Annotated in this window: 15 protein-coding genes and 1 pseudogene; 10 read left to right on the forward strand and 6 right to left on the reverse strand. The window is 73.7% G+C overall.

The genetic code is table 11. The features are described 5' to 3' along the window. The first annotated feature begins 62 nt into the window (after positions 1–62). From LRS74_RS24555 to LRS74_RS24570, 4 genes are all read left to right on the forward strand, one after another. Positions 63–989: a sugar ABC transporter permease gene (locus LRS74_RS24555; protein WP_277744911.1), complete on the forward strand. Its 927-nt coding sequence runs from the start codon at positions 63–65 to the stop codon at positions 987–989. Further along, positions 986–1,918, forward strand: a complete 933-nt coding sequence (locus LRS74_RS24560; RefSeq protein ID WP_277743043.1) for a carbohydrate ABC transporter permease — start codon at positions 986–988, stop codon at positions 1,916–1,918. Before LRS74_RS24555 ends, LRS74_RS24560 begins: the two co-directional genes overlap by 4 nt. Before the next feature lie 24 nt (positions 1,919–1,942). After that, positions 1,943–2,659 carry an NADPH-dependent F420 reductase gene (gene npdG, locus LRS74_RS24565; protein WP_277743044.1) on the forward strand — a complete coding sequence of 239 codons (717 nt, stop codon included), beginning with the start codon at positions 1,943–1,945 and terminating at the stop codon, positions 2,657–2,659. A 119-nt stretch (positions 2,660–2,778) separates the two neighbouring features. After that, positions 2,779–2,979, forward strand: a complete 201-nt coding sequence (locus tag LRS74_RS24570; RefSeq protein WP_277743045.1) for a hypothetical protein — start codon at positions 2,779–2,781, stop codon at positions 2,977–2,979. Between the two features lie 58 nt (positions 2,980–3,037). On the opposite strand, the gene LRS74_RS24575 is transcribed toward LRS74_RS24570, so the two are convergent. Beyond that, positions 3,038–3,838 carry a site-2 protease family protein gene (locus LRS74_RS24575; RefSeq protein ID WP_277743046.1) on the reverse strand — a complete coding sequence of 267 codons (801 nt, stop codon included), beginning with the start codon at positions 3,836–3,838 and terminating at the stop codon, positions 3,038–3,040. A 78-nt stretch (positions 3,839–3,916) separates the two neighbouring features. Here LRS74_RS24575 and LRS74_RS24580 point away from each other — a divergent pair, with 78 nt between their 5' ends. Both LRS74_RS24580 and LRS74_RS24585 read left to right on the forward strand, forming a co-directional pair. Beyond that, positions 3,917–4,462 carry a Uma2 family endonuclease gene (locus LRS74_RS24580; RefSeq protein WP_277743047.1) on the forward strand — a complete coding sequence of 182 codons (546 nt, stop codon included), beginning with the start codon at positions 3,917–3,919 and terminating at the stop codon, positions 4,460–4,462. Positions 4,463–4,505: 43 nt separating this feature from the next. Next, positions 4,506–6,188, forward strand: a pseudogene (locus tag LRS74_RS24585) (BTAD domain-containing putative transcriptional regulator); the annotation flags it as partial. Positions 6,189–8,895: 2,707 nt separating this feature from the next. On the opposite strand, the gene LRS74_RS24590 reads toward LRS74_RS24585, so the two are convergent. From LRS74_RS24590 to panB, 3 genes are all read right to left on the reverse strand, one after another. Beyond that, positions 8,896–9,795: an ABC transporter permease gene (locus LRS74_RS24590; RefSeq protein WP_277743048.1), complete on the reverse strand. Its 900-nt coding sequence runs from the start codon at positions 9,793–9,795 to the stop codon at positions 8,896–8,898. Further along, positions 9,792–10,808 (reverse strand): ATP-binding cassette domain-containing protein, encoded by a 1,017-nt coding sequence (locus LRS74_RS24595; protein ID WP_277743049.1) that lies wholly within the window; start codon positions 10,806–10,808, stop codon positions 9,792–9,794. Before LRS74_RS24595 ends, LRS74_RS24590 begins: the two co-directional genes overlap by 4 nt. A 281-nt stretch (positions 10,809–11,089) precedes the next feature. Further along, positions 11,090–11,971 (reverse strand): 3-methyl-2-oxobutanoate hydroxymethyltransferase, encoded by an 882-nt coding sequence (gene panB / locus LRS74_RS24600; protein ID WP_277743050.1) that lies wholly within the window; start codon positions 11,969–11,971, stop codon positions 11,090–11,092. 331 nt (positions 11,972–12,302) lie between these two features. Between panB and LRS74_RS24605 the strand changes: the two genes are divergently transcribed. From LRS74_RS24605 to LRS74_RS24620, 4 genes are all read left to right on the forward strand, one after another. Continuing rightward, complete coding sequence (locus tag LRS74_RS24605; protein WP_277744912.1) at positions 12,303–14,018, forward strand: DHA2 family efflux MFS transporter permease subunit; 1,716 nt, start codon at positions 12,303–12,305, stop codon at positions 14,016–14,018. 32 nt (positions 14,019–14,050) lie between these two features. After that, a complete protein-coding gene (locus tag LRS74_RS24610) occupies positions 14,051–14,659 on the forward strand; it encodes a TetR/AcrR family transcriptional regulator C-terminal ligand-binding domain-containing protein (protein ID WP_277744913.1) in 609 nt (202 codons plus the stop codon). Positions 14,660–14,980: 321 nt separating this feature from the next. Continuing rightward, on the forward strand, positions 14,981–16,015 hold the full coding sequence (locus LRS74_RS24615; RefSeq protein WP_277743051.1) for an endonuclease/exonuclease/phosphatase family protein: 1,035 nt from the start codon (positions 14,981–14,983) through the stop codon (positions 16,013–16,015). Between the two features lie 365 nt (positions 16,016–16,380). Next, on the forward strand, positions 16,381–17,652 hold the full coding sequence (locus tag LRS74_RS24620) for an MFS transporter (RefSeq protein WP_277743052.1): 1,272 nt from the start codon (positions 16,381–16,383) through the stop codon (positions 17,650–17,652). Between the two features lie 107 nt (positions 17,653–17,759). Here LRS74_RS24620 and LRS74_RS24625 read toward each other — a convergent pair whose 3' ends face one another. Beyond that, the gene (locus LRS74_RS24625; protein ID WP_277743053.1) at positions 17,760–19,511 is read right to left on the reverse strand and encodes an NAD+ synthase; all 1,752 of its coding nucleotides are present in this window, start codon (positions 19,509–19,511) and stop codon (positions 17,760–17,762) included. 368 nt (positions 19,512–19,879) lie between these two features. After that, positions 19,880–21,514 (reverse strand): multicopper oxidase family protein, encoded by a 1,635-nt coding sequence (locus LRS74_RS24630; protein WP_277743054.1) that lies wholly within the window; start codon positions 21,512–21,514, stop codon positions 19,880–19,882. Between the last annotated feature and the right edge of the window lie 32 nt (positions 21,515–21,546).

Below are 21,546 nucleotides of genomic sequence, written 5' to 3' on the forward strand. Positions count from 1 at the left end.
CCCCGCGCGTTCGGCGCTTCACCCCCACCGAGGCCCGCGGTGCCCGCGCGGCGGCCGGCTTTCTGCTGCCCTTCCTCGCCCTCTTCGGGCTCTGCTTCCTGGCACCCATCGTCTACGCCGTCTACCAGAGCCTGCTCAGGGTGGAGCGCACCGGGCCGCTCGGCCTCGGCGGCGAGACGAAGGAGGTGTGGGCGGGCCTGTCCAACTACGCCCACGCCCTCCAGGACGACCGCTTCACCGCCGGCTTCGTCCGCGTGCTGATCTTCGGCGCGGTGCAGATCCCGGTGATGATCGCGCTGGCCACCGCGCTGGCGCTGCTGCTGGATTCCGCCTCGGCCCGGTGGGTCGGCTTCTTCCGGACCTCCTTCTTCCTGCCGTACGGGGTGCCCGGGGTGATCGCCTCGATCCTGTGGGGCTTCCTGTACGTGCCGGGCATCAGCCCGCTGGTGGAGATGGCGCACTCGGTCGGCTGGGACGTCGACTTCCTGGACCGCTCCACCGTGCTGTGGTCCATCGCCAACATCGTCACCTGGCAGTTCGCGGGCTACAACATGCTGGTGCTGATCGCCCAGCTGAAGGCGGTCCCGGAGGACCTCTACGAGGCAGCGAAGATCGACGGGGCGAACGCCTGGCAGGTGGCCCGGCACATCAAGCTGCCGCTGATCCGCCCGGCACTGGTGCTCACCACCGTCTTCAGCATCATCGGCACCCTCCAGCTCTTCGCCGAGCCGATGGTGCTGCGACCGCTGACCAACTCCATCGACTCCGGCTACACCCCCAACCTGGCCGCCTACAACGAGGCGTTCACCAGCAACAACCAGCACATCGCGGCGGCGGAGGCCGTGCTGCTGGCGCTCGTGGCGTGCGTGCTGTCCTTCGGCTTCCTGCGGCTGGTCGGCCAGCGCGGCGGGCCGGAGGGCGGGGCCGGGCGCGCCAGCGGGCGGCGGGGCGGGGCGCCGCGCGGCGGCGGAGAGGAGAGCGGCCCATGAGCCGGGTGTCCACGGCGAGCCGGCCGAGCCCGGCCCGGGAGCCGGACCGTAGGCGGTCCGAGCCGCGGCGGGCCCGGCGCTCCGCGCAGGAGCCGCCGCTGCGCTACCGCATCATCACCGCGTCGCTGCTCACCGTCGCCGCGATCTACTTCCTGATCCCCGTCTACTGGCTGACCGTCTCCGCGACGAAGTCCAGCGCGGACCTGTTCGGCACCTTCGGCTTCTGGTTCTCCGACCCACACCCCGTCGAGTACCTCGGCGACGTCCTCACCCACGACGACGGCATCTACGTGCGCTGGTTCCTCAACAGCCTGGGGTACGCGGGAATCGGCGCCGTCGCCGCCACCCTGCTCTCGGCGGCCGCGGGCTACGCGCTGGCGAAGTACTCCTTCCCCGGTCGGGAGGCGATCTTCAGCGTGGTGCTGGCGGGGGTGCTGCTGCCCGGCACCGCCCTCGCGCTTCCGCTGTATCTGCTCTTCAGCGAGGTGGGGCTGGCCAACACCTACTGGGCCGTCCTCATCCCCAGCGTGGTCAGCCCCTTCGGGGTCTACCTGTGCCGCATCTACGCCGCCGCGGCGGTGCCCGACTCGCTGCTGGAGGCGGCCCGGATCGACGGCGCGGGAGAGGTGCGGATCTTCACCACGCTCGGGCTGCGGCTGATGACCCCGGCCCTGGTCACGGTCTTCCTGTTCCAGTTCGTGCACATCTGGAACAACTTCTTCCTGCCGCTGGTCATGCTCTCGGACTCCGAGCTGTACCCCCTCCAGCTGGGCCTCACCCAGTGGCAGGGGTACGCCGACCGACAGCCGGTGCTGTACCAGTACACGGTCGGCGGGGCGTTCCTCTCCGTCCTCCCGCTGATGGTGCTGATGGGAGTGCTCCAGCGGTACTGGCGCACCGGCCTGACCGAGGGCAGCGTCAAGGCCTGAGGCGAGCGTGACAGTATCGCTGTCATGACTACTGCTGACGCTCCTGCGGAGCATGCGAAGAAGGCCCCGGCGAAGGACCCTTGGGACCTTCCGGATGTGTCCGGGCTGGTGGTCGGCGTGCTCGGTGGCACCGGCGACCAGGGCCGCGGCCTCGCCTACCGACTCGCCCGGGCGGGCCAGAAGGTGATCATCGGCTCGCGGGCCGCCGAGCGCGCCGAGGCCGCCGCCGCCGAGCTGGGCCTGGGCGTCGAGGGCGCCGACAACGCCGAGTGCGCCCGGCGCAGCGACATCGTGATCATCGCGGTGCCGTGGGAGGGGCACGCCAAGACCCTTGAGGCGCTGCGCGGGGAACTGGCCGGGAAGCTCGTCGTCGACTGCGTCAACCCCCTGGGCTTCGACAAGAAGGGCGCCTACGCGCTGAAGCCGGAGGAGGGCAGTGCCGCCGAGCAGGCCGCCGCCCTGCTGCCGGAGTCGCGGGTCACCGCCGCCTTCCACCACCTCTCCGCGGTGCTGCTCCAGGACCCGGAGATCGAGCAGATCGACACCGATGTGATGGTGCTGGGCGAGTCCCGCGCCGACACCGACCTGGTGCAGGCGCTGGCGGCGCGCATCCCCGGCATGCGCGGCGTCTTCGCCGGCCGACTGCGCAACGCCCACCAGGTCGAGTCCCTGGTGGCGAACCTGATCTCGGTGAACCGGCGGTACAAGGCGCACGCGGGGCTGCGCGTCACCGACGTGTGAGGCGCCGCTGAGCGGCCTGGCGGGCGGGGTGCGGGCCCGATGGCGGGGCGCACCCCCGTCCGCCCCGGGGGGTGGTGGACAATGGTTCGGACCGAATGTCCCGGACAGGAGCCGCCCCCATGCCCCGCCTCGCCCTCTATGCCCTGATCGTCTGCGTCCTCGCCGTCGCCGCGGCCGTCGTGTCGTTCGCGCAGGGCAGCTTCCTCGGCGTGATCTGGGTCCTGCTCGCCGGCATCGCCTTCAACATGATCTGGTTCTACGCCCGCAAGGCGAAGCTGGACAAGGCGGCGCGGGCCGAGAGCGCCCAGGCCGCGAGCTGAGCCCCGGCCGCGGGCCGGTCCGCCGACCCGTGCCGCCCGTTTCCGCGAAAGGACCCGCCTAGCCGCCGAAGGTCGGCGGCTGCGGCTCGCCGCGCCAGAAGCGGAAGTACTCGTACCCCCAGAAGGTGTCCCCCTCCGGCACGCCCAGCGCCCGCAGCAGCGCGTCCACGGCGTCGAAGAAGGCGACGTTGACCTCCGGGATCCACAGCACGCCGAAGACCGCGAGCAGCCCGAAGGGCGCGAACGGCTCGACCTGCCGCCGCACCCGGTGCGACAGCCACGGCTCGATCACCCCGTAGCCGTCCAGACCGGGCACCGGCAGAAAGTTCAAGATCGCGGCGGTGACCTGGAGCAGCGCCAGGAACGCCAGCGCGTAGCGGAAGGTGTCCGGCACCCCCGCCAGCGCGTCCAGCCAGAACGGCGCCGTCAGCGCGGCCGCGAACAGCACGTTGGTCAGCGGGCCCGCCGCCGAGATCAGGCTGTGCCGCCAGCGCCCCCGGATCCGGTGCCGCTCGATGAAGACCGCCCCGCCCGGCAGCCCGATCCCACCCATGATCACGAAGATCACGGGCAGCACGATGCTGAGCGCCACATGGGTGTACTTCAGCGGGTCGAGGGTCAGATAGCCCTTCGCCTCGATCGACAGATCCCCGCTGTGCAGGGCCGTCCGCGCGTGCGCGTACTCGTGCAGGCACAGCGACACCACCCAGCCCGACACCACGAACAGGAACACCGCGAACCCCGTGTTCCCCGCCGCGCGGTGCCAGACCGCCCACCCGGACGCGGCCATGACCGCGACCAGGGCGAGGAAGACGGGACTGATCCGCCGGTCGCGGCGGCGGATTGTAGCGGTGTTCATGCGGGTGCCTCCCAGCGGCGGCCTCGGCGTGTGGCCCGGGGCTATTCTGCGGGCGACCCGGCCAGGGAGGTAGCCATCATGACGGTCGCCGACGAGGGCTCGGACGGTCTGCGGGAGCAGCTTCGGCTGCCCAGGAACATGCGACTCCGGCTGACCGGGAACGGGCTGACGCTGGTGCCGGTCACCGGCGCGCACCGGACCGCGCGGCGTCGCATCGAGAACCAGATCGAGGAGCGGTTGCCGGGGTGGGAGCCGGTGGGCGGGTTCGCGGTCACTCCGCCGCGTGAGGGACACAGCCCCGAGCCGGACGCGTCGGCGGTGCCGAGCGAGCGCTTCAAGCCCGGTGACAGCAAGATCATGGAAGACCAGCTGCCCTTCGTGGTCGAGGTCGTCTCGCCGGAGAGCGAGGGCCGGGACTACAGCACGAAGGCCGATCACTACGCGATGCGCGGCATCCCGGCGTATCTGGTCGTCAACGTTCTCACCGCGCGGTGGACCCTGCTGACACTCCCCGAGAACGACGACTACCAGCACTCGGAATCCGGGAAGTTCGGCGAGGAGATCCGCATCCCGGTCGGCGACCAGACCCTGGTGCTGGACTCCTCGACGTTCATGCGGGTCTGAACCCGCTGCGACGTGCGCCGAAGGCGCCCCGGACAATGGGCCGGTGCGTTACGGAATCCTCGGCACCACCCAGGTCCACCGTCCCGACGGCAACCCCGTTGCCCTCGGCGGCGCTCGGCTGCGCGCCCTGCTGACGGCGCTGGCGCTGCGGCCGGGGCGGGCGCGCCCCATCGGGGCGCTGATCGCCGAGGTGTGGCCCGAGGAGCCGCCGCAGGACGCACCCGCGGCGCTCCAGGCGCTGGTCGGCCGGCTGCGTCGGGCGCTCGGCAGGGAGGCCGTACTCTCCGTGCCCGGCGGCTACCAACTGGCCGCCGCCTCCGACGACGTGGACCTGCACCGCTTCGAGCGGGGTGCCGAGGACGGAGCGCGGGCGCTGGCCGACGGCGACCCGGAGCGGGCCGGCGCCCTCCTGGACGAGGCGCTGGCGCTGTGGCGTGGCCCGGCCCTCGCCGACCTCCCCGGCGGCACCGCCACGGCCGCCCACGCGGAGGCCCGGCGGCTGGGCGCCCGCCGCCTCCGCGCCGAGGCGGACCTCGCCCGCGGCCGAGCCGAGGCCGCCCTGCTCGCCCTCACCGGGCTCTGCGCCGCGCACCCGCTCGACGAGCCGCTGCACGCGCTGCGCATCCGCGCCCTGCGCGCCGCGGGGCGTCCGGCGGAGGCCCTGGCCGCCTACGAGGACGTACGCCAAGAGCTCGCCGAGCGCCTCGGCGCCGACCCCGGAGCCGAACTGCGCGCCCTGCACAAGGAACTGCTGGAGGCGGGCCCCGGAGGCGCCCCGGACGCCGTTGACCCGGGCGCCGCCCGTACCGCCCCCGGCCCCGGCGGGCGCGGCGGCCACGGCGGTCACGGCAATCTGCGGGCCCGGCTCACCAGCTTCGTCGGGCGCGAGGTCGATCTCGCCGCGCTCCGCGCCGATCTGACGACGGATCGGTTGGTCACGCTCACCGGCCCCGGCGGCTCGGGGAAGACCCGACTGGCCCAGGAGGCGGCGGAGGCGGTCGCCGGCGACTGGCCGGACGGGGTGTGGCTGGCCGAACTCGCGCCGGTGGAGGACCCCGACACCGTCGCGGAGGCGGTGCTGACCACGCTCGGCGGTCGGGAGACGGTCATCCGCGGCACGGCGGTGGAGGAGTTGCGCGCCGCGGCCGACCCGGGCGCGCGCGATCCGCTCGCCCGGCTCGCCGAGCACTGCGCCCAGCGCCGGCTGCTGCTGGTGCTCGACAACTGCGAGCACGTCATCGACGCCGCCGCCCGGCTGGCCGAGGCGCTGCTCACCCGCTGCCCGGGCGTCACCGTGCTGGCCACCAGCCGCGAGCCGCTGGCGGTGCCCGGTGAGTCGGTGCGGCCCGTGGAGCCGCTGACGGACGCGACCGCGCTGCGGCTCCTCCAGGACCGCGGGGCCTCCGCCCGGCCCGGTTTCCGCACCGACGAGGACCCCGAGGCCAGTGCCGAGATCTGCCGGCGGTTGGACGGGCTGCCGCTGGCGATCGAGTTGGCGGCTGCCCGGCTGCGGCTGTTGACCCCGCGTCAGCTGGCGGACCGACTGGACGACCGGTTTCGGCTGCTGACCAGCGGCAGTCGTACGGTGCTGCCGCGCCAGCAGACGCTGCGCGCGGTCGTGGACTGGTCCTGGGAGTTGCTGGACGAGCGTGAGCGCACCGTGCTGCGCCGGTTGTCGGTCTTCGCGGGCGGCTGCGACCTGCCGGCGGCCGAAGCCGTCTGCGCCGACCCGCCGCCCGCCGCGGCCCCCGCGGCCGGGACCACCGGCGGTGCGCCGCCGGCCCACCGCGCGGAGCCCGCGTGGCCGGTCGGCGGGCCGCCCACCCGCCCCGCCGAGCCCCGGGAGGGCGCCATCGGCGCGATACCCGGGTCCGGGGCGCCGCTGGGCGATGGCCACGTCCTGGGCGCCGGGTCCGCCGGCGCCCCGGCCGCGGACGCACCCGGCGCGGGCACCGCCGGCACGGGTGACACGAACGCCGCGGCGGGACCGTCCGGTACCAGGCCGATGGGTGCCGGGCAGACGGGTGCTGGTCTGGTGGGCGCCGGGCTGTCCGGTGCTGGTCCGGTGGGTGCCGGGCCAGTGGGTGCCGGTCCGATGGGTGCTGGCCCGACGGGTGCCGGGCCGTCCGGTGGCGGTCCGACCGGCAGTCGTCCGTCCGGTGGCGCGCCGTCCGTAGCCGGGCCGATGGGTGCCGCGCTGTCCGGGGTCGGGCCGTCTGGTGCCGTGCCGTCCGGTGCTGGTCCGGTTGGTGCTGGGCTGTCTGGTGCTGGTCCGGTTGGTGCTGGGTTGTCTGGTGCTGGTCCGGTTGGTGCTGGGTTGTCTGGTGCTGGCCCGACGGGTGCCGGGCCGTCCGGTGGCGGTCCGACCGGCAGTCGTCCGTCCGGTGGCGCGCCGTCCGTAGCAGGGCCGGTGGGTGCCGCGCTGTCCGGGGTCGGGCCGTCTGGTGCCGTGCCGTCCGGTGCTGGTCCGGTTGGTGCTGGGCTGTCTGGTGCTGGCCCGACGGGTGCCGGGCCGTCCGGTGGCGGTCCGACCGGCAGTCGTCCGTCCGGTGGCGCGCCGTCCGTAGCAGGGCCGGTGGGTGCCGCGCTGTCCGGGACCGGGCCGTCTGGTGCCGCGCTGTCCGGGGCCGTGCCGTCCGTAGCCGGGCCGATGGATGCCGCGCCGTCCGGGGCCGGTCCGGTGGGTGCCGGGTCGTCCGGGGCCGGGCCGTCCGGCGCTCGTCCGTCCGGCGGCGCGTCGCCCGCCGCCCCGCACGTCGACCCCCGTGACGTCGCCGCGCTGCTCGGCTCGCTGGTCGACAAGTCGCTCGTGGTCGCCGCGCCCGACCTCGCCGGGCCCGGCGCGGGCGGCGACACCATGCGGTATCGGATGCTGGAGACGGTCGCCGAGTACGCCGCGGAGCGGTTGGCGGAGGCGGGGGAGCGAGGCGTCGTGGAGCGCCGACACCTGGTGACCTACCGCGAACTCGCCCGCACCGCCGACCCCCTGCTGCGCGGCCACGGTCAGCGCGGCTGGCTGGACCGGCTGGAGCGGGAGCACGACAACCTGCGCGCCGCGCTGCGCCGCGCCGTGGCCGCCGGCGACGAGCAGGAGGCGCTCTGCCTGGTGCTGTCGCTGGGCTGGTTCTGGCAGTTGCGCGGCCACTCCGGCGACGCCCGGCACTGGTCCGCGGCCGCCGCCCGGCTCGGCCCCGACCCCTACGCCGCACCCGTCGCGCCCGCCCCGCCGCTGCTGACGCGGCCCACCGACGCGCCCCCGCCCATGCCGCCCGAACTGCTGGAGGAGGCGCGGCGCGGGGCGCGGCTGATCGAGCTGGCCAACCTCGACGGCGACGTCCACCTGCTGGCGGGCGCCGAGGCACAGCGCCGGCTGGCCGGCATCGTGACGGTGTACCGCCCCGGCCTGCCGCAGACCTGCCGCATACCGGGCGTGATGTGGTTCTACGCGCTGATCCTCGCCGGCGACGTGGCGAAGCTGTACGCGGCGATCGACGGGGCGGTGCGCACCTGCCGGGAGCTGGGACTCGTCTGGGAGCTCGCCTTCGCCCTGCATCTGCGCGCCAAGATCGTCCAGTGGCGGCAGCGGCACGGCCGGACGGCGGACGACGACTCCGACGAGAGCCTGGAGCTGTTCATCCGGGCCGGCGACGCCTGGGGCGCGGCCGAGGCGCTGTCCGGACGAGGCGAGGCGCGCGAGCAGCGCGGCGAGTACGAGCGCGCCGCGGACGACTACCGGGCGGCGATCCGCTACGCCGAGGAGCTCGGCGCCCTGGCCCAGGTCGACCTGTTGCGGGCCCGGCTGGCGGGGGCGCAGATCGAGGCCGGCGGGGAGGCCGCGGCCGCCGAGGGGGAGCGGGCGCTGCGCGCCGTGCTCGCCGCCGAGCACCACACCGACACCGAGGCGCTCGTCTACGCCCGGCTGCAACTCGCCCTGCGCTGCGCCGGCACCGGCCGCACCGAGGAGGCGCGCGCCCAACTGCACGCGCTGGCCGCGTTCGCCAACCGCTCCGTCGGCCTCTTCCAGGGCCTGGTGGAGGGGCTGCTCGGCTGGCTGGACGTGCTCGACGGCAGGCCCGACGAGGCACTGCCCAAGGTGCGCGGGGCGCTCGCCCGCACCCTGGACCCCGTGACCGAGATGGTCGCCCCCCACCTCCCGATCAACCTGCTGCTGACCGCCGCCCGCGCCCTCGTCGACCTCGACGCGGGCGCCGAGGCCGACCGCGCGGCTCGGCTGATCGGCGCCTACGACACCCTGCGGCCCCCCGTGAAGTGGCTTCCCGCGATCGAGCGGGGCAACCGGACCGCGGCGGAGCGGGCGGCGCGGGGCGCGCTCGGCGACCTCGCCTACGAGCGCGCCCACGCCGCGGGAGGTGCGCTGTCGCTGCACGACGCGGCCGCCCTGGTCTGACCCCGACCTGTCGCTCCGTGCCACGTCACTGCTTGTCGCGGAACTTCCGCACCGCCAGCGGTGCCGTCACGGCGGTGATGCCGACGGCCCACAGCAGGGTCATCATCACCGGGTGCGCCACCGCGCCCTCGCCCTGGGTCAACGCCCGCGCCCCGTCGGCCAGCTGCGACAGCGGGTTGTACTTGGTGAAGCTCTCCAGCCAGCCCGGCATGGTCCCGGGGTTGGCGAAGATGGAGGAGCCGAACTGCAGCGGCATCAGCACCAGGAACCCCATTCCCTGCACGGCCTGGGCGCTCTTCAGCGACATGCCCAGCAGCATGAATATCCAGGTCAGCGAGGAGCCGAAGAACAGCGCCAGCGCGACCGCGGCGAGCAGCTCCAGCGGGCCGGTCTTGAGATCGAACCCGATGGCGAAGCCGAGGGCGAGCAGGATGAGGGTCGACACCAGCATCCGGCCGGTCTCCACGATGAGCTTGGCGATCAGCACCGAGGAGCGGGCGATGGGCATGGTCCGGAAACGGTCCATCACACCGGTGTTGAAGTCCTCGTGGACGCCGCTGCCGACACCCATGGCGATCTGCAGACCGCCCATGGCCATCATGCCGGGGATGAAGTAGTTGATATACGCGGCCCGGTCGCCCGCGGCGACCGCGCCGCCGAAGACGTAGACGAACAGCAGCGTGAAGATGAGCGGCATCAGCACCGCGTCGAACATCGACTCCGGATCCTGCTTGATCTTCAGCGCGTTGCGCCGCACCAGGGCACCGATGTGTCGCAGATTGGCGCGCAGCCCGATCCGGCCCTCGTCGGTCGGCGCACGCCCCGCGCGGGCCGCGGCGGATCCCGGGGCCCCCGAGGCCCCCGAGGCCCCGGGGGTCCGGGCCGTCCCGGCGGCGTCTCCCTTGGTGGTGGTGACGGTGGTCATGCGGCGACCTCCTCGGTGTCCGTCGCCGCGTCCTGCGGCGTGGAGGTCTTCTGGCCGGTCAGGGCCAGGAACACCTCGTCCAGGCTGGGCAGATGGGTGTCGATGCCGGCGATGGTGAAGCCGCGCTCGCCGAGCAGCCCGACCACGGCGGTCAGCTGCTCGTCGCTGACGATGGGCACGTTGACCAGCCCCTCCTCGTGGTCGGGGGTGGCGCCGGCGAGGCCGTCGAGCCCGGACTGGGCCAGGGCGCCGACCATCCGGTTCAGCTCGCCCGGGTCGGCGGGGCGGATCTGCAGGGTGCGACCGCCGACCCTGGCCTTGAGCTCGTGGATCCGGCCCTCGGCGATGACCTTGCCGCGGTCGATCACGGTCAGCTCGCTGGCCAACTGCTCGGCCTCCTCCATGTACTGCGTGGTGAGCAGCACCGTGGAGCCCTCGGCGACCAGATGCCTGATCTCGTCCCACACCTCGTTGCGGGTGCGCGGGTCCAGGCCGGTGGTCGGCTCGTCCAGATAGAGCACGGAGGGGTGGCCGATCATGGAGGCGGCCAGGTCGAGCCGGCGGCGCATGCCGCCGGAGTAGGTGTGGGCGGCTCGCTTGGCGGCCTCGGTGAGCGAGAACCGCTCCAGCAGCGCGTCGGAGCGGCGCCGCGCCTCCTTGCGGGACAGGTCGAGCAGCCGCCCGATCATGTAGAGGTTCTCCCAGCCGGAGAGCTTCTCGTCGATCGAGGCGTACTGCCCGGTCAGGCCGATGGTGCGGCGCAGCGCCCGCGGTTGGCGCACGACATCGAAGCCGGCCACGATCGCGGTACCGGCGTCGGGCTTGAGGAGCGTCGACAGGCAGCGGACGAGCGTGGTCTTTCCGGCGCCGTTCGGGCCGAGGACGCCGAGGACGGTGCCTTCCCGCACGTCCAGGTCCACGCCGTCCACAGCCCTGGTGGCACCGAAGTGCTTGACCAGCCCCCGTACCTCGACGGCGTTGCGCCCGCCCAGGTTCATTTCCGTTCGCGTCATGTCCACCACGGTGCCAGCCGTCACCGACAGATCACCGACAAGCGACAGACAGCCCGCCGACGGGGGATATCGGCGGGCTGTCGAGGCGTCGGGGCGGCTCCGCGCACCGCTGTCCGGGCGGCCGGCGCCAAGGGGCCGCGCACCGGTGCGGCGCCCTGCGGACCCCGGCCCGACGCGTGGTCCCGGCGTCGCGCCGCCTCGTCGGGCGCGCCCCCCCGGGACCGTGGGCACCCGGCCCGCCGCCGGCGGGCGGCGGTGGTGGCGCCGGGTGCCGGGTTCGGCTAGTGGAAGGAGTGCTCCTCCGCCGGGTAGGCGCCCCCGACGACGTCCTCCCCGAACGCCCGGGCGGCGTCGCCCAGGGTCTGTCGCAGCTCGGCGTACTGCTTGACGAAGCGCGGCACCCGGCCGCCCGTCATGCCGGCCATGTCCGTCCACACCAGCACCTGCGCGTCGCACTCCGACCCGGCGCCGATGCCGACGGTCGAGATGTGCAGCGAGCGGGTCACCTCGGCGGCCAGCTCGGCCGGCACCAGCTCCAGCACGACCGCGAAGGCGCCCGCGTCCTGCACCGCCTTGGCGTCCCGGAGCAACTGCTGGGCGGCCTCCTCGCCGCGCCCCTGCACCGGGTAGCCGCCGTAGGCGTTGACGGACTGCGGGGTGAGGCCGACGTGCGCCATGACCGGGATGCCGGACTGGACGAGCAGCTCGATCTGGTGCGCCGAGCGCTCGCCGCCCTCCAGCTTCACCGCGCCCACGCCGGCGTCCTTCACCAGCCGGGTGGCGCTGCGCAGCGCCTGGACGGGGCCCTCCTGGTACGAGCCGAAGGGCAGGTCGCCGACGACCATGGCGCGCTTGGTGCCACGCACGACGGCGGCGGACAGCATGGTGACCTCGTCCATCGTGACCGGCACGGTGGACTCGTAGCCGAGGTGGCAGTTGCCCATCGAGTCGCCGACCAGCAGCACCGGGATGCCGGCCTCGTCGAAGACGGAGGCGGTCATGGCGTCGTAGGCGGTCAGCATGGGCCACTTCTCGCCGCGCTGCTTGGCCGCGGCGATGTCGCGGACGGTGATGCGCCGGGAACTCGTCCCCCCGTACAGCGCCTTGCTGCTGCTGTCGGGCTGTTTCGGCGCAGCCGAATGGGCAGGGCTGACGTGCGTCATTGCAACGGCTCCTCATGTCATCTCGAAGCACCCTCACGGTGTCTCCGGACCACCCCCCATGCTGGCACGCGCCGCCCGTGACGCGAAAGTGTGAGCGAGGCGCAGCCGGTCGGTGACGTCGCTCGCAGGGTCCCGGTTCGCGAAGTCTTCAGTTCGCGCGACGCCGGGCCGTCGATACGAGACGGATCCGTATCGGAATGGGGTTACCGTAAACCGTATGGCGACCCCCTCCGACCTGGATCCCGAGCCCAGGCCCGAGCCCGATCCGGGCGCCGACTCCGGCGTCCCCGAGGCCGTGCACCGCCGGCGCTGGGCGATCCTGACCGTGCTGATGTGCAGCGTCGTGGTCGTGGTGATCGACAACTCGATACTGAGCGTCGCGATGAAGACCATCGCCTCGCCGGCGCCCGAGGGGCTCGGCGCCACCCAGAGTCAGCTGGAGTGGGCGATCAACGCCTACACGCTGGTCTTCGCGGGCCTGCTGTTCACCGCGGGCGTGCTCGGCGACCGGTACGGCCGCAAGAAGGTGCTGCTGGCGGGCATGGCGGTGTTCGGGCTGGGCTCGCTGCTCGCCGCGTTCTCCGGCTCGCCGGGGGAGCTGATCGCCTTCCGCGCCCTCATGGGCCTGGGCGCGGCCGGCGTCCTGCCCGCCACCCTCGCCGTCCTGGTCAACGTCTTCGAGCGCGAGGAGCAGCCCCGGGCCATGGGGATCTGGGTCTCCGCCGTCGGCGTCGCCATCGCCATCGGCCCGGTCACCGGCGGGGTGCTGCTGGAGTACTTCTGGTGGGGCTCGGTCTTCCTGGTCAACGTGCCCATCGTGCTGGCCGGCTTCGTCGCCATGGTGCTGATCGTGCCCGAGACCCGGGACCCGGCCCCCGGCCGGCTGGACCCGATGGGCGTGCTGCTGTCCGTGGTCGGGCTGGTGCTGCTGGTCTACGGGATCATCAAGGGCGGCCAGCTCGCGGACTTCACCCACCCCGAGGTGCTGCTCACGGGCGGCGGCGGGCTCGCCGTGCTGGTCCTGTTCGTGCTGCACGAGCGGCGCGGCGACCACCCGGCGATGGACGTCCGCTCCTTCCGCAAGCCCTCTTTCACCGCCGCCGTCACCGCCATCGCGCTGGTCTTCTTCGCGCTGCTGGGCGTCACCTTCTTCATGGTCTTCTACACCCAGAGCGTGCGCGGCTTCACCGCCTTCCAGGCCGGTCTGCTGCTGATGCCGATCGCGGTGGCGCAGCTGGTCTTCGCGCCCCGCGCCCCGCTGGCGGTGGAGCGGTACGGAGCCCGGGTGGTGTGCGCCTGCGGCATGCTCATGGTGGCCGGGACACTCGCCGGCTTCCTGCTGCTGGACCGGGACACCCCCCTCTGGGTGCTGGAGGCGCTGTTCTTCGCGCAGGGCTGCGGGATGGCGCACACCATGCCGCCCGTCACGGTGTCGATCATGCAGGCGCTCCCGCGCGAGAAGGCCGGTTCCGGCTCGGCGATCAACAACACCTTCCGCCAGGTCGGCGGCGCGCTCGGGGTCGCGGTGCTCGGTTCGCTGCTGTCGACCGTCTACCGCACGCGGATCGAGGGCGAGCTGGCCGCCTTCCCCGGCCTCACCGGCGCCGAGCGGCACGCGGCCGGGGAGTCCATCGAGGCCACCCTGGCCGTGGCCGAGGAGCTGGGGCCGGCGGGACGGGCGCTGACCGACCCGGCCAAGGAGGCGTTCCTGCACGCCATGCACACCACCGCGCTCAGCGCGGCGGTCATCGCGCTGATCGGCGCGCTGGTGGTGTGGTTCTTCCTGCCGGGGCGGCAGGAGGCGCCGGCGGGGGCGGAGACCCCGCCGCGGCCGGAGTCCGAGCGGGAACGGGCCCGGGACCAGGAGCAGGACCAGGAGCGGGAGCAGGCGTGGGAGCAGGAGCAGGCGTGGCAGCGGGAGCGGGTGGCGCCGGCCGGCCGGGCCGCGGAAACCGGGCCGGCGGTGTCCGGGCCGGAGTCGGCGGACGGACCGGGCCGCGAGGGCGGGCCCGAGCCCGAGCGGACGTCGACGGGGGTGGACCGGTGAACGGGGCGGAAGCCGACGAGGCGCGCGGGCCGATACCGGCATCGGTCCCGCGCCCGCCCGGGCGGCCGCGCAGCGCCGCGGTCGACACCGCCGTGATCGAGACCGTGCTGCGGCTGCTGGAGGACGGCGTCACCCTCGATCAGCTGTCGATGGAGCGGATAGCCCGCGAGGCGGGCGTCGGCAAGGCCACCGTGTACCGCCGCTGGCGGGGCAAGGAGGCGCTGATGCTGGACGTCATGCGCTCACTCGACGAGCCGTACCCGGAGCCGACGGGGGACTCGGTCCGGGACGACCTGGTCACCATGCTGGAGTTCATCCGCCGTCGGGGGCTGGCCAAGCGTCACTCCGCGCTGCTCCGTGCCGTCGTGGGCCAGGTGCGGGCCCATCCCGGGCTGTGGCGGCAGTACCACGAGACCGTGATAGCCGTCCGTCGGGAGACGCTGCTGGCGGTGTTGCGGCGGGGCGTGGCCCGTGGGGAGCTGCGCGCCGACGAGGACCTGGAGCTGCTCGCCGACCTGTTCACCGGCCCGATGCTGTCCCGCTCGATGCTGTACGAGTGGCAGGCGCTGCCGGAGGGGCTGGCCGAACGGATCGTCGACACGGTGCTGGAGGGCGTCCGGCCACGCGACGACCGGGACTGAGCGGGGGCGGCGGACCGGGGGCGGCGGACCGGGCGCGAGCCCCCACGCGCTGGGCCGTTCGGAGGAATTCCGGGGGCGAGATCAAGATCGACGGATATGTGCCGGTTGTGTCACAGGGGCCCCGTCCGTCGCGCAGTTCGGAACCCGTCTCCCGCGGTCGCACGTCTTCCCCCGTGAGGCGCCCGCCGTCGTCGGCGGCATCGGACGCGGCCCCCGTACGGGGCACCGCACGCCGAAAACGCCCTGGTCATCGCCTATGGTCATGCGTGGGTTCCGGCCGGGTGGGGTGCGCGGAGACGAGAGGCAGTGAGGACACAGCGAATGGCGCAGGCAGACACGCAGGAGACGGGACGACACGGGGACATCCCCGAGCAGACCGGCTCCCGGGTCCGGCGCCTGCTCGACCACCTCGACCGGTGGCGGCGCGACCCCGGCACCTGGCGCCGGGGCACGGTGCTGGCCGGCTGCGCGGCCGTGCTGGCGCTGGTGATGATCTTCCACGCGCAGATCCCCAACAACGTGGGGAACCTGGGCAGTCTGCTGGAGACCTTCCTGCCGTGGCTGGGGCTGTTCGTTCCGCTGCTGCTGGTGCTCGCCCTGGTGCGGCGCTCGGCGACCGCCCTGATCGCGCTGCTGCTGCCGGCCGTCGTCTGGCTCAACCTCTTCGGCGGGCTGATGTTCGCCGACAAGTCGCGGGCCGGCGGTGACCTCACCGTCGTCACCCACAACGTCAACGCGGACAACCCCGACCCCGCCGCCACCGCGCGCGAGGTCGCGGCTTCCGGGGCGGACGTGGTGGCGCTGGAGGAACTGCGCGGCTCGGCGGTGCCGACGTACGAGCAGGCGCTGCGGGACACGTACAAGTACCACACCGTCAAGGGCACGGTGGGGCTGTGGAGCAAGTACCCGTTGCGCGACAGCGAGCCGGTGGACATCAAGATGGGCTGGACCCGTGCGCTGCGCTCCACCGTCGCCACCCCGCGCGGGGACGTGGCCGTCTACGTCGCGCACCTGCCGTCGGTGCGGGTGAAGTTCAACGCCGGCTTCACCGCCGGGCAGCGGGACGACAGCGCGGAGGCGCTGGGCGAGGCCATCGCCGCGGAGCGGGTGGACAAGGTGATCCTGCTCGGCGACCTCAACGGCACCATGAACGACCGGGCGCTGGCCCCGGTCACCTCGCAGCTGCGCTCGGCGCAGGGCGCGGCGGGCGACGGCTTCGGCTTCAGCTGGCCGGCCTCGTTCCCGATGGCCCGGATCGACCAGATCATGGTGCGCGGCATGGACCCGGTCTCGGCGTGGACGCTGCCGCGGACGAACAGCGACCACCTGCCGGTGGCGGCGTCGGTGGAGCTCTGACGGCGGCGGGCCGCTGAGGTCGGTCCCCGGACCGGTGGCGCTCCACCGGTCCGGGGACCGCCGCCGTCCGGACCGCCGTCGTCCAGGGTGCTGCCGTCCGGACCGCAGTCGTCCGGGGTGCTGCCCGCCGTCCGGACCGCCGTCGTCCGGGGCGCTGCCGTCTGGGCGCCGCCGTCCGGCCGCCGTTGTTCGGAAGGTCGCCGTCACGGGGCGCCGCCGCCCTGCCCCCGGGCGCCCGCGGCGCGCCTCCGGCACTCGTAACGCGGCGTTCACCTGGGGATTCTCTCTGAGCCCCGGATGCGTGAGAGCATTTGTTCAGTCATTGAACATATTCCTCGCCGCACCTCTCCCGCGAAAGGTCTCTCATGCCCCTCGCCCTGCTCGCCCTGGCCGTGGCGGCATTCGGCATCGGCACCACCGAATTCGTGATGATGGGTCTGCTGCCCAACGTCGCGGACGATCTGGGCACCTCCGTGCCCACGGCCGGGTATCTCGTCTCCGGCTACGCCGTCGGCGTCGTCGTCGGCGCCCCGCTGTTGACCGCGCTCGGCTCCCGCGTCCCACGTAAGACCATGCTGATCTGGCTCATGGCGCTCTTCACGGTCGGCAACCTGGCCTCCGCGGTGGCGCCGAACTTCGGCCTGCTGCTGGCCGGACGGGTACTCGCCGGGCTGCCGCACGGCGCCTTCTTCGGCGTCGGCTCGGTGGTGGCGGCCCGGCTGGTGGCCGAGGGGCGGCAGGCGCGGGCGGTGGCCACCATGTTCCTCGGGCTGACCGTCGCCAACATCGTCGGCGTCCCGTTCGGCACCCTGCTCGGCCAACAGCTCGGCTGGCGCGCCACCTTCCTGGTCGTCACCGCGATCGGCGTGCTCGCCATGGCCGCGCTGGCCGCGCTGGTCCCGCACATGGAGCCGGACGCCCAGGCGGGCCTGGGGCGGGAGCTGCGTGCCCTCGGCGACCGTCAGGTGCTGCTGGGCCTGCTGACCGCGGTCTTCGGCTTCGCGGGCGTCTTCGCCGTCTACAGCTACCTCGCCTCGATGATGACCGAGGTCACCGGCTTCGCGGAGTCGTCCGTGACGGTGGTGCTGGCGCTGTTCGGCATCGGCATGACGCTCGGCGCCCTCGTCGCCGGCCCGCTCACCGACCGCGCGCTGCGCCCCACCCTCTACGGCTCGCTGACGGCGCTCGCCGTGGTGCTGGTCGCGTTCCACTTCACGGTCCAGGTGAAGTGGGCGGCCATGGCCACCGTGGTGGTGCTGGGCGCGGTCGGCTTCATGACCACCACCCCGCTCCAGATGCTGGTCATGAACAAGGCCCGCCACGCCCCCACCCTGGCCGCCGCCTCCAACCACTCCGCCTTCAACCTGGCCAACGCGGGCGGCGCCTGGCTCGGGGGTGTCGCGATCGCCGCGGGCTGGGGCTGGACCTCGCCCACCCTGGTCGGCGCCGCCCTCGCCCTGACCGGCCTGGCCATCGCGGTGACCGCCGGCCTCCTGGACCGCGGCGCGCCCGGGGACGGCTCCCGGGTGGTGGCGGTCGGCCAGGGGGTCGACCACGCGTCCGACGCCGGGGCCGGCCACGGGGCGGTGGCCGCGGGGGCGTCGACGGCGCGGGCCGGGGCCGACGGCTCCCGGTAGCGCGAGGCGGCGCGCCCCGCGCACACCCCGCGCACACCTCCCGCACGACGACGGCCCGTCGACCGAAGCGGTCGACGGGCCGTCGTCGTGGACGCCGCGGGGCGCGCTCAGGTGTGCTCGCGCCAGCGGTTGGTGATGGGCAGTCGTCGGTCCTTGCCGAAGCCCTTCGCGGAGATCTTGGTGCCCGGCGGGTACTGGCGGCGCTTGTACTCGGCGGTGTCCACCAGCCGTAGCACCCGTGCCACCAGCTCGTCGTCGAAGCCCGCCGCCACGACCTCCGCGCGGCTCCGGTCCTGGTCGACGTAGAGCTCCAGGATCCGGTCGAGGACCTCGTAGTCGGGGAGCGAGTCGGTGTCCACCTGGTCCGGTCGCAGCTCGGCGCTGGGCGGCTTGGTGATGGAGTTCTCCGGGATGGGCGGGGTCTGGCCGCGCTCCTCGGCGGCGCGGTTGCGCCATCGGGCGAGGCGGAAGATCCAGGTCTTGTAGACGTCCTTGATCGGGCCGTACGCGCCCACCGAGTCGCCGTAGAGCGTCGAATAGCCGCACGCCAGCTCGGACTTGTTGCCCGGCGCGAGCACGATGTGCCCCTCCTGGTTGGAGACGGCCATCAGCAGGGTGCCGCGCAGCCGCGCCTGGAGGTTCTCCTCGGCGAGGCCGGTGAGGCCCAGCGACCCCATGTACGCGTCGTACATCGGGGCGATGGGGACGGTACGGAAGTTCAGCCCGGTCCGGCGGGCCAGCTCGGCCGCGTCCGCCTTGGAGTGCTCGGAGGAGTAGCGGGAGGGCATCGAGATGCCGTACACGTTGTGCGCGCCCAGCGCGTCGCAGGCGAGGGCGGCGACCAGTGCGGAGTCGATGCCGCCGGACAGGCCGATGAGCACGCTGCGGAAGCCGTTCTTGGCGGCGTACGCGCGCAGGCCCACCACCAGCGCCGTGTAGACCTCCTCCTCGTCGCCGAGGCGGGGGGCCTGACCGCCGGAGAGCTCGGGCTGGTAGGAGGGGAGCGGATCGGCGGAGAGGGTGACGTGCTCGATGCGCAGCCCGTCGTCGACCACGCCCTCGGGCACCGGGCCCGCCGCCGGCAGGTCGAGGTCCAGCAGCACGCAGCCCTCGGCGAACTGCGGGGCGCGGGCGATCACTTCGCCGTCACGGTCCACGACGATCGAGTCGCCGTCGAAGACCAGCTCGTCCTGGCCGCCGATCATCGCCAGATAGGCGGTGGTGCAGCCGGCCTCCTGGGCCCGCTTGCGGACCAGGTCCAGCCGGGTGTCGTCCTTCTCGCGCTCGTACGGGGAGGCGTTGATGGAGAGCAGCAGCCCGGCGCCGGCGGAGCGGGTGGCCGGCACCCGGCCGCCGTCCTGCCACAGGTCCTCGCAGATGGCGAGCGCGACGTCGACCCCGTGGACGCGGACGACGGGCAGCGTGTCGCCGGGGACGAAGTAGCGGAACTCGTCGAAGACGCCGTAGTTGGGCAGGTGGTGCTTGGCGAAGGTGAGGGCGACCTCGCCCCGGTGCAGCACCGCCGCCGCGTTCTGCGGGGCGCCCGCCGGCTGGCCGTAGCGCGGCGCGGCCTGCTCGCCGCGGTCCAGATAGCCGACGACGACCGGCAGCTCGCCCAGGCCCTCGCGCTCCAGCCGGGCGGCGAGCGCGCGCAGCTCGGCGCGGGACGCCTCGACGAAGGACGACCGCAGGGCCAGGTCCTCGACGGGGTAGCCGGTCAGCGCCATCTCGGGGAAGGCCACCAGGTGGGCGCCCTGCTCGGCGGAGTGCCGGGTCCAGTGGACGATCGTCTCGGCGTTGCCGGCCAGGTCGCCGACGGTCGAGTCGATCTGGTTCAGAGCGAGGCGAAGTTGAGGCACGGTGCCAGTGTAAGCGGCCCGACCGGGATTAATCGTCTATCTGACGCGATGGCCTCGCGTGGGGAGCGCCACACCCCGCGCGAGGCCATCCCGCGCCCGCCGGACAGCCGCCGGATCACCCGTCGGACGCCCTGCCGGACGGTCGGGCGCCCCGACCGTCGGACAGCCGCCGGATCACCCGTCGGACGGTCGGCCGGATCGCCCGTCGGGTCGGGGCCTCAGCGGATCTGGTGCATTCGGCTGCGGTTCGGAAGCGCCCTGAAGGGGCGCGGGGCTGTGACATGTGCGGCTCCGCCGCGTGGGCGCGACCAGCCACAACGGGCCCGCAGGCGAACGACGGGCCCGTCACGACACTTCCCGCGGAGCGCTCAGTCGCGGTAGCCGAGCACCGCCATCATCCCGGCCTCCGCGTGGTAGACGTTGTGGCAGTGGATCATCCACAGTCCCGGGTTGTCCGCGTCGAAGTCGACGTCGAGCGTCTCGCCGGGCCGCACGATCGCGGTGTCCTTGCGGGGGCCACCGCCCGGCAGCGCGAAGGTGTGCCCGTGCAGGTGCATCGGGTGCCACATCCCGGTGCCGTTGACGAACGACAGCCGCACCCGTTCACCCGAACGGACCGGGAGGCGCTCGGCCGGGTCGTACCGCTTGCCGTTGATCGCCCAGTCGTACGCCGCCATGGAGCCGCTCAGCCGCAGGGTGACCGTCCGGTCCGGCTCGCGCCGCGTCAGCCGCACCCCCTCCGCGGCCTTGAGTCGATCGGCGGTGAGCACCCTGCCGTCCAGCTCCTTCGGGCGGGCGGAGGGCGCCGGCGCCGCGCCGCCGCCGGTGCGCAGCAGTGCCCGCGCCGCCCGCCGCTTGCCCTCGGCGACCGCGGTCAGCGGGAAGACCCCGTCCCCGGCCGTGACCAGGACGTCGTACCGCTCGCCCATGCCCAGCAGCAGCGCGTCGGTGCGCGCGTGGGTGACCGGGAAGCCGTCGGTGTGGGTGACCGTCATGGAGTGGCCGCCGAGCGCGACCCGGAAGGCGGTGTCCCCGCCGGCGTTGACGAACCGGATCCGGATCCGGTCGCCGGGCTTGGCCCGGAAGGTCTGCGGATCCTCCGCCGAGCGCCCGTTGACCAGGTAGTACGGATAGGCCACGTCGCCCGCGTCGCCGCCGAGGAGCTCACTGGTGGCGCCCATCAGCATCCGGGACGGGCCGGTGGGGTCCGGGCTCCGGCGCGGGGCGTCCGGGGCAGCGGGGGCGGCTGGAGCGGCCGGAGCGGCCATGCCGCTCATGTCGTGCCCGTCGTGCCCGCCTCCGTTCCCTCCTCCCTGTCCGCCGTGGCCTCCGCCGTGGTCCATGCCCTCGTCGGAGCCCGAGCCCATGCCCTTGCTCAGCTCGGCCAGCACCGCGTCGGGGGTGCTGCCGTCCACCCCGTCGACCCAGTCGTCCAGCACGACCACCCACTCCTTGTCGTAGGCGAGCGGCTCCTTCGGGTCCTCGACGATGAGCGGGGCGTACAGGCCCCGGTCCTGCTGGGTGCCCGAGTGCGGGTGGAACCAGTAGGTGCCGGGGTCCGGGACCGCGAAGCGGTAGGTGAAGGAGGCACCCGGCTTGACGGCCCGCTGGGTGAGCCCGGGAACCCCGTCCATGGCGTTCCGCAGGGCGATCCCGTGCCAGTGCAGGGAGGTGGCCTGGGGGAGGTGGTTGGCCAGGGTGACCGCCAGGGTGTCCCCGGCGGTGGCGCGGATCTCCCGGCCGGGCAGGTCGTCGCCGTAGGCCCAGGACCGGACCGTACGGCCGGCGCCCAGGTCGAGCCGGGTGGCGGCGGCGGTCAGAGCGATCTTCTGGTCGGCCGGGCCCTCGCCGGCCGATCCGTCGTCGGAGCCGGAGCGGTGGCCCGCGGGGTGGCCGCCAGCGGACGTGTCGTCGCGGCCGGACGAGCAGGCGGCGAGCAGGCCGCCGCCGGCGAGGGTGATTCCCGCGCCGAGCACGGCACGGCGGGAGTGGATGTGCGTCACGGACATACCTCAGGTCTTGTCGGTGGTCTGAG

It is taken from the genome of Streptomyces sp. LX-29 (assembly GCF_029541745.1).
In the GTDB taxonomy this organism is placed as follows: domain Bacteria; phylum Actinomycetota; class Actinomycetes; order Streptomycetales; family Streptomycetaceae; genus Streptomyces.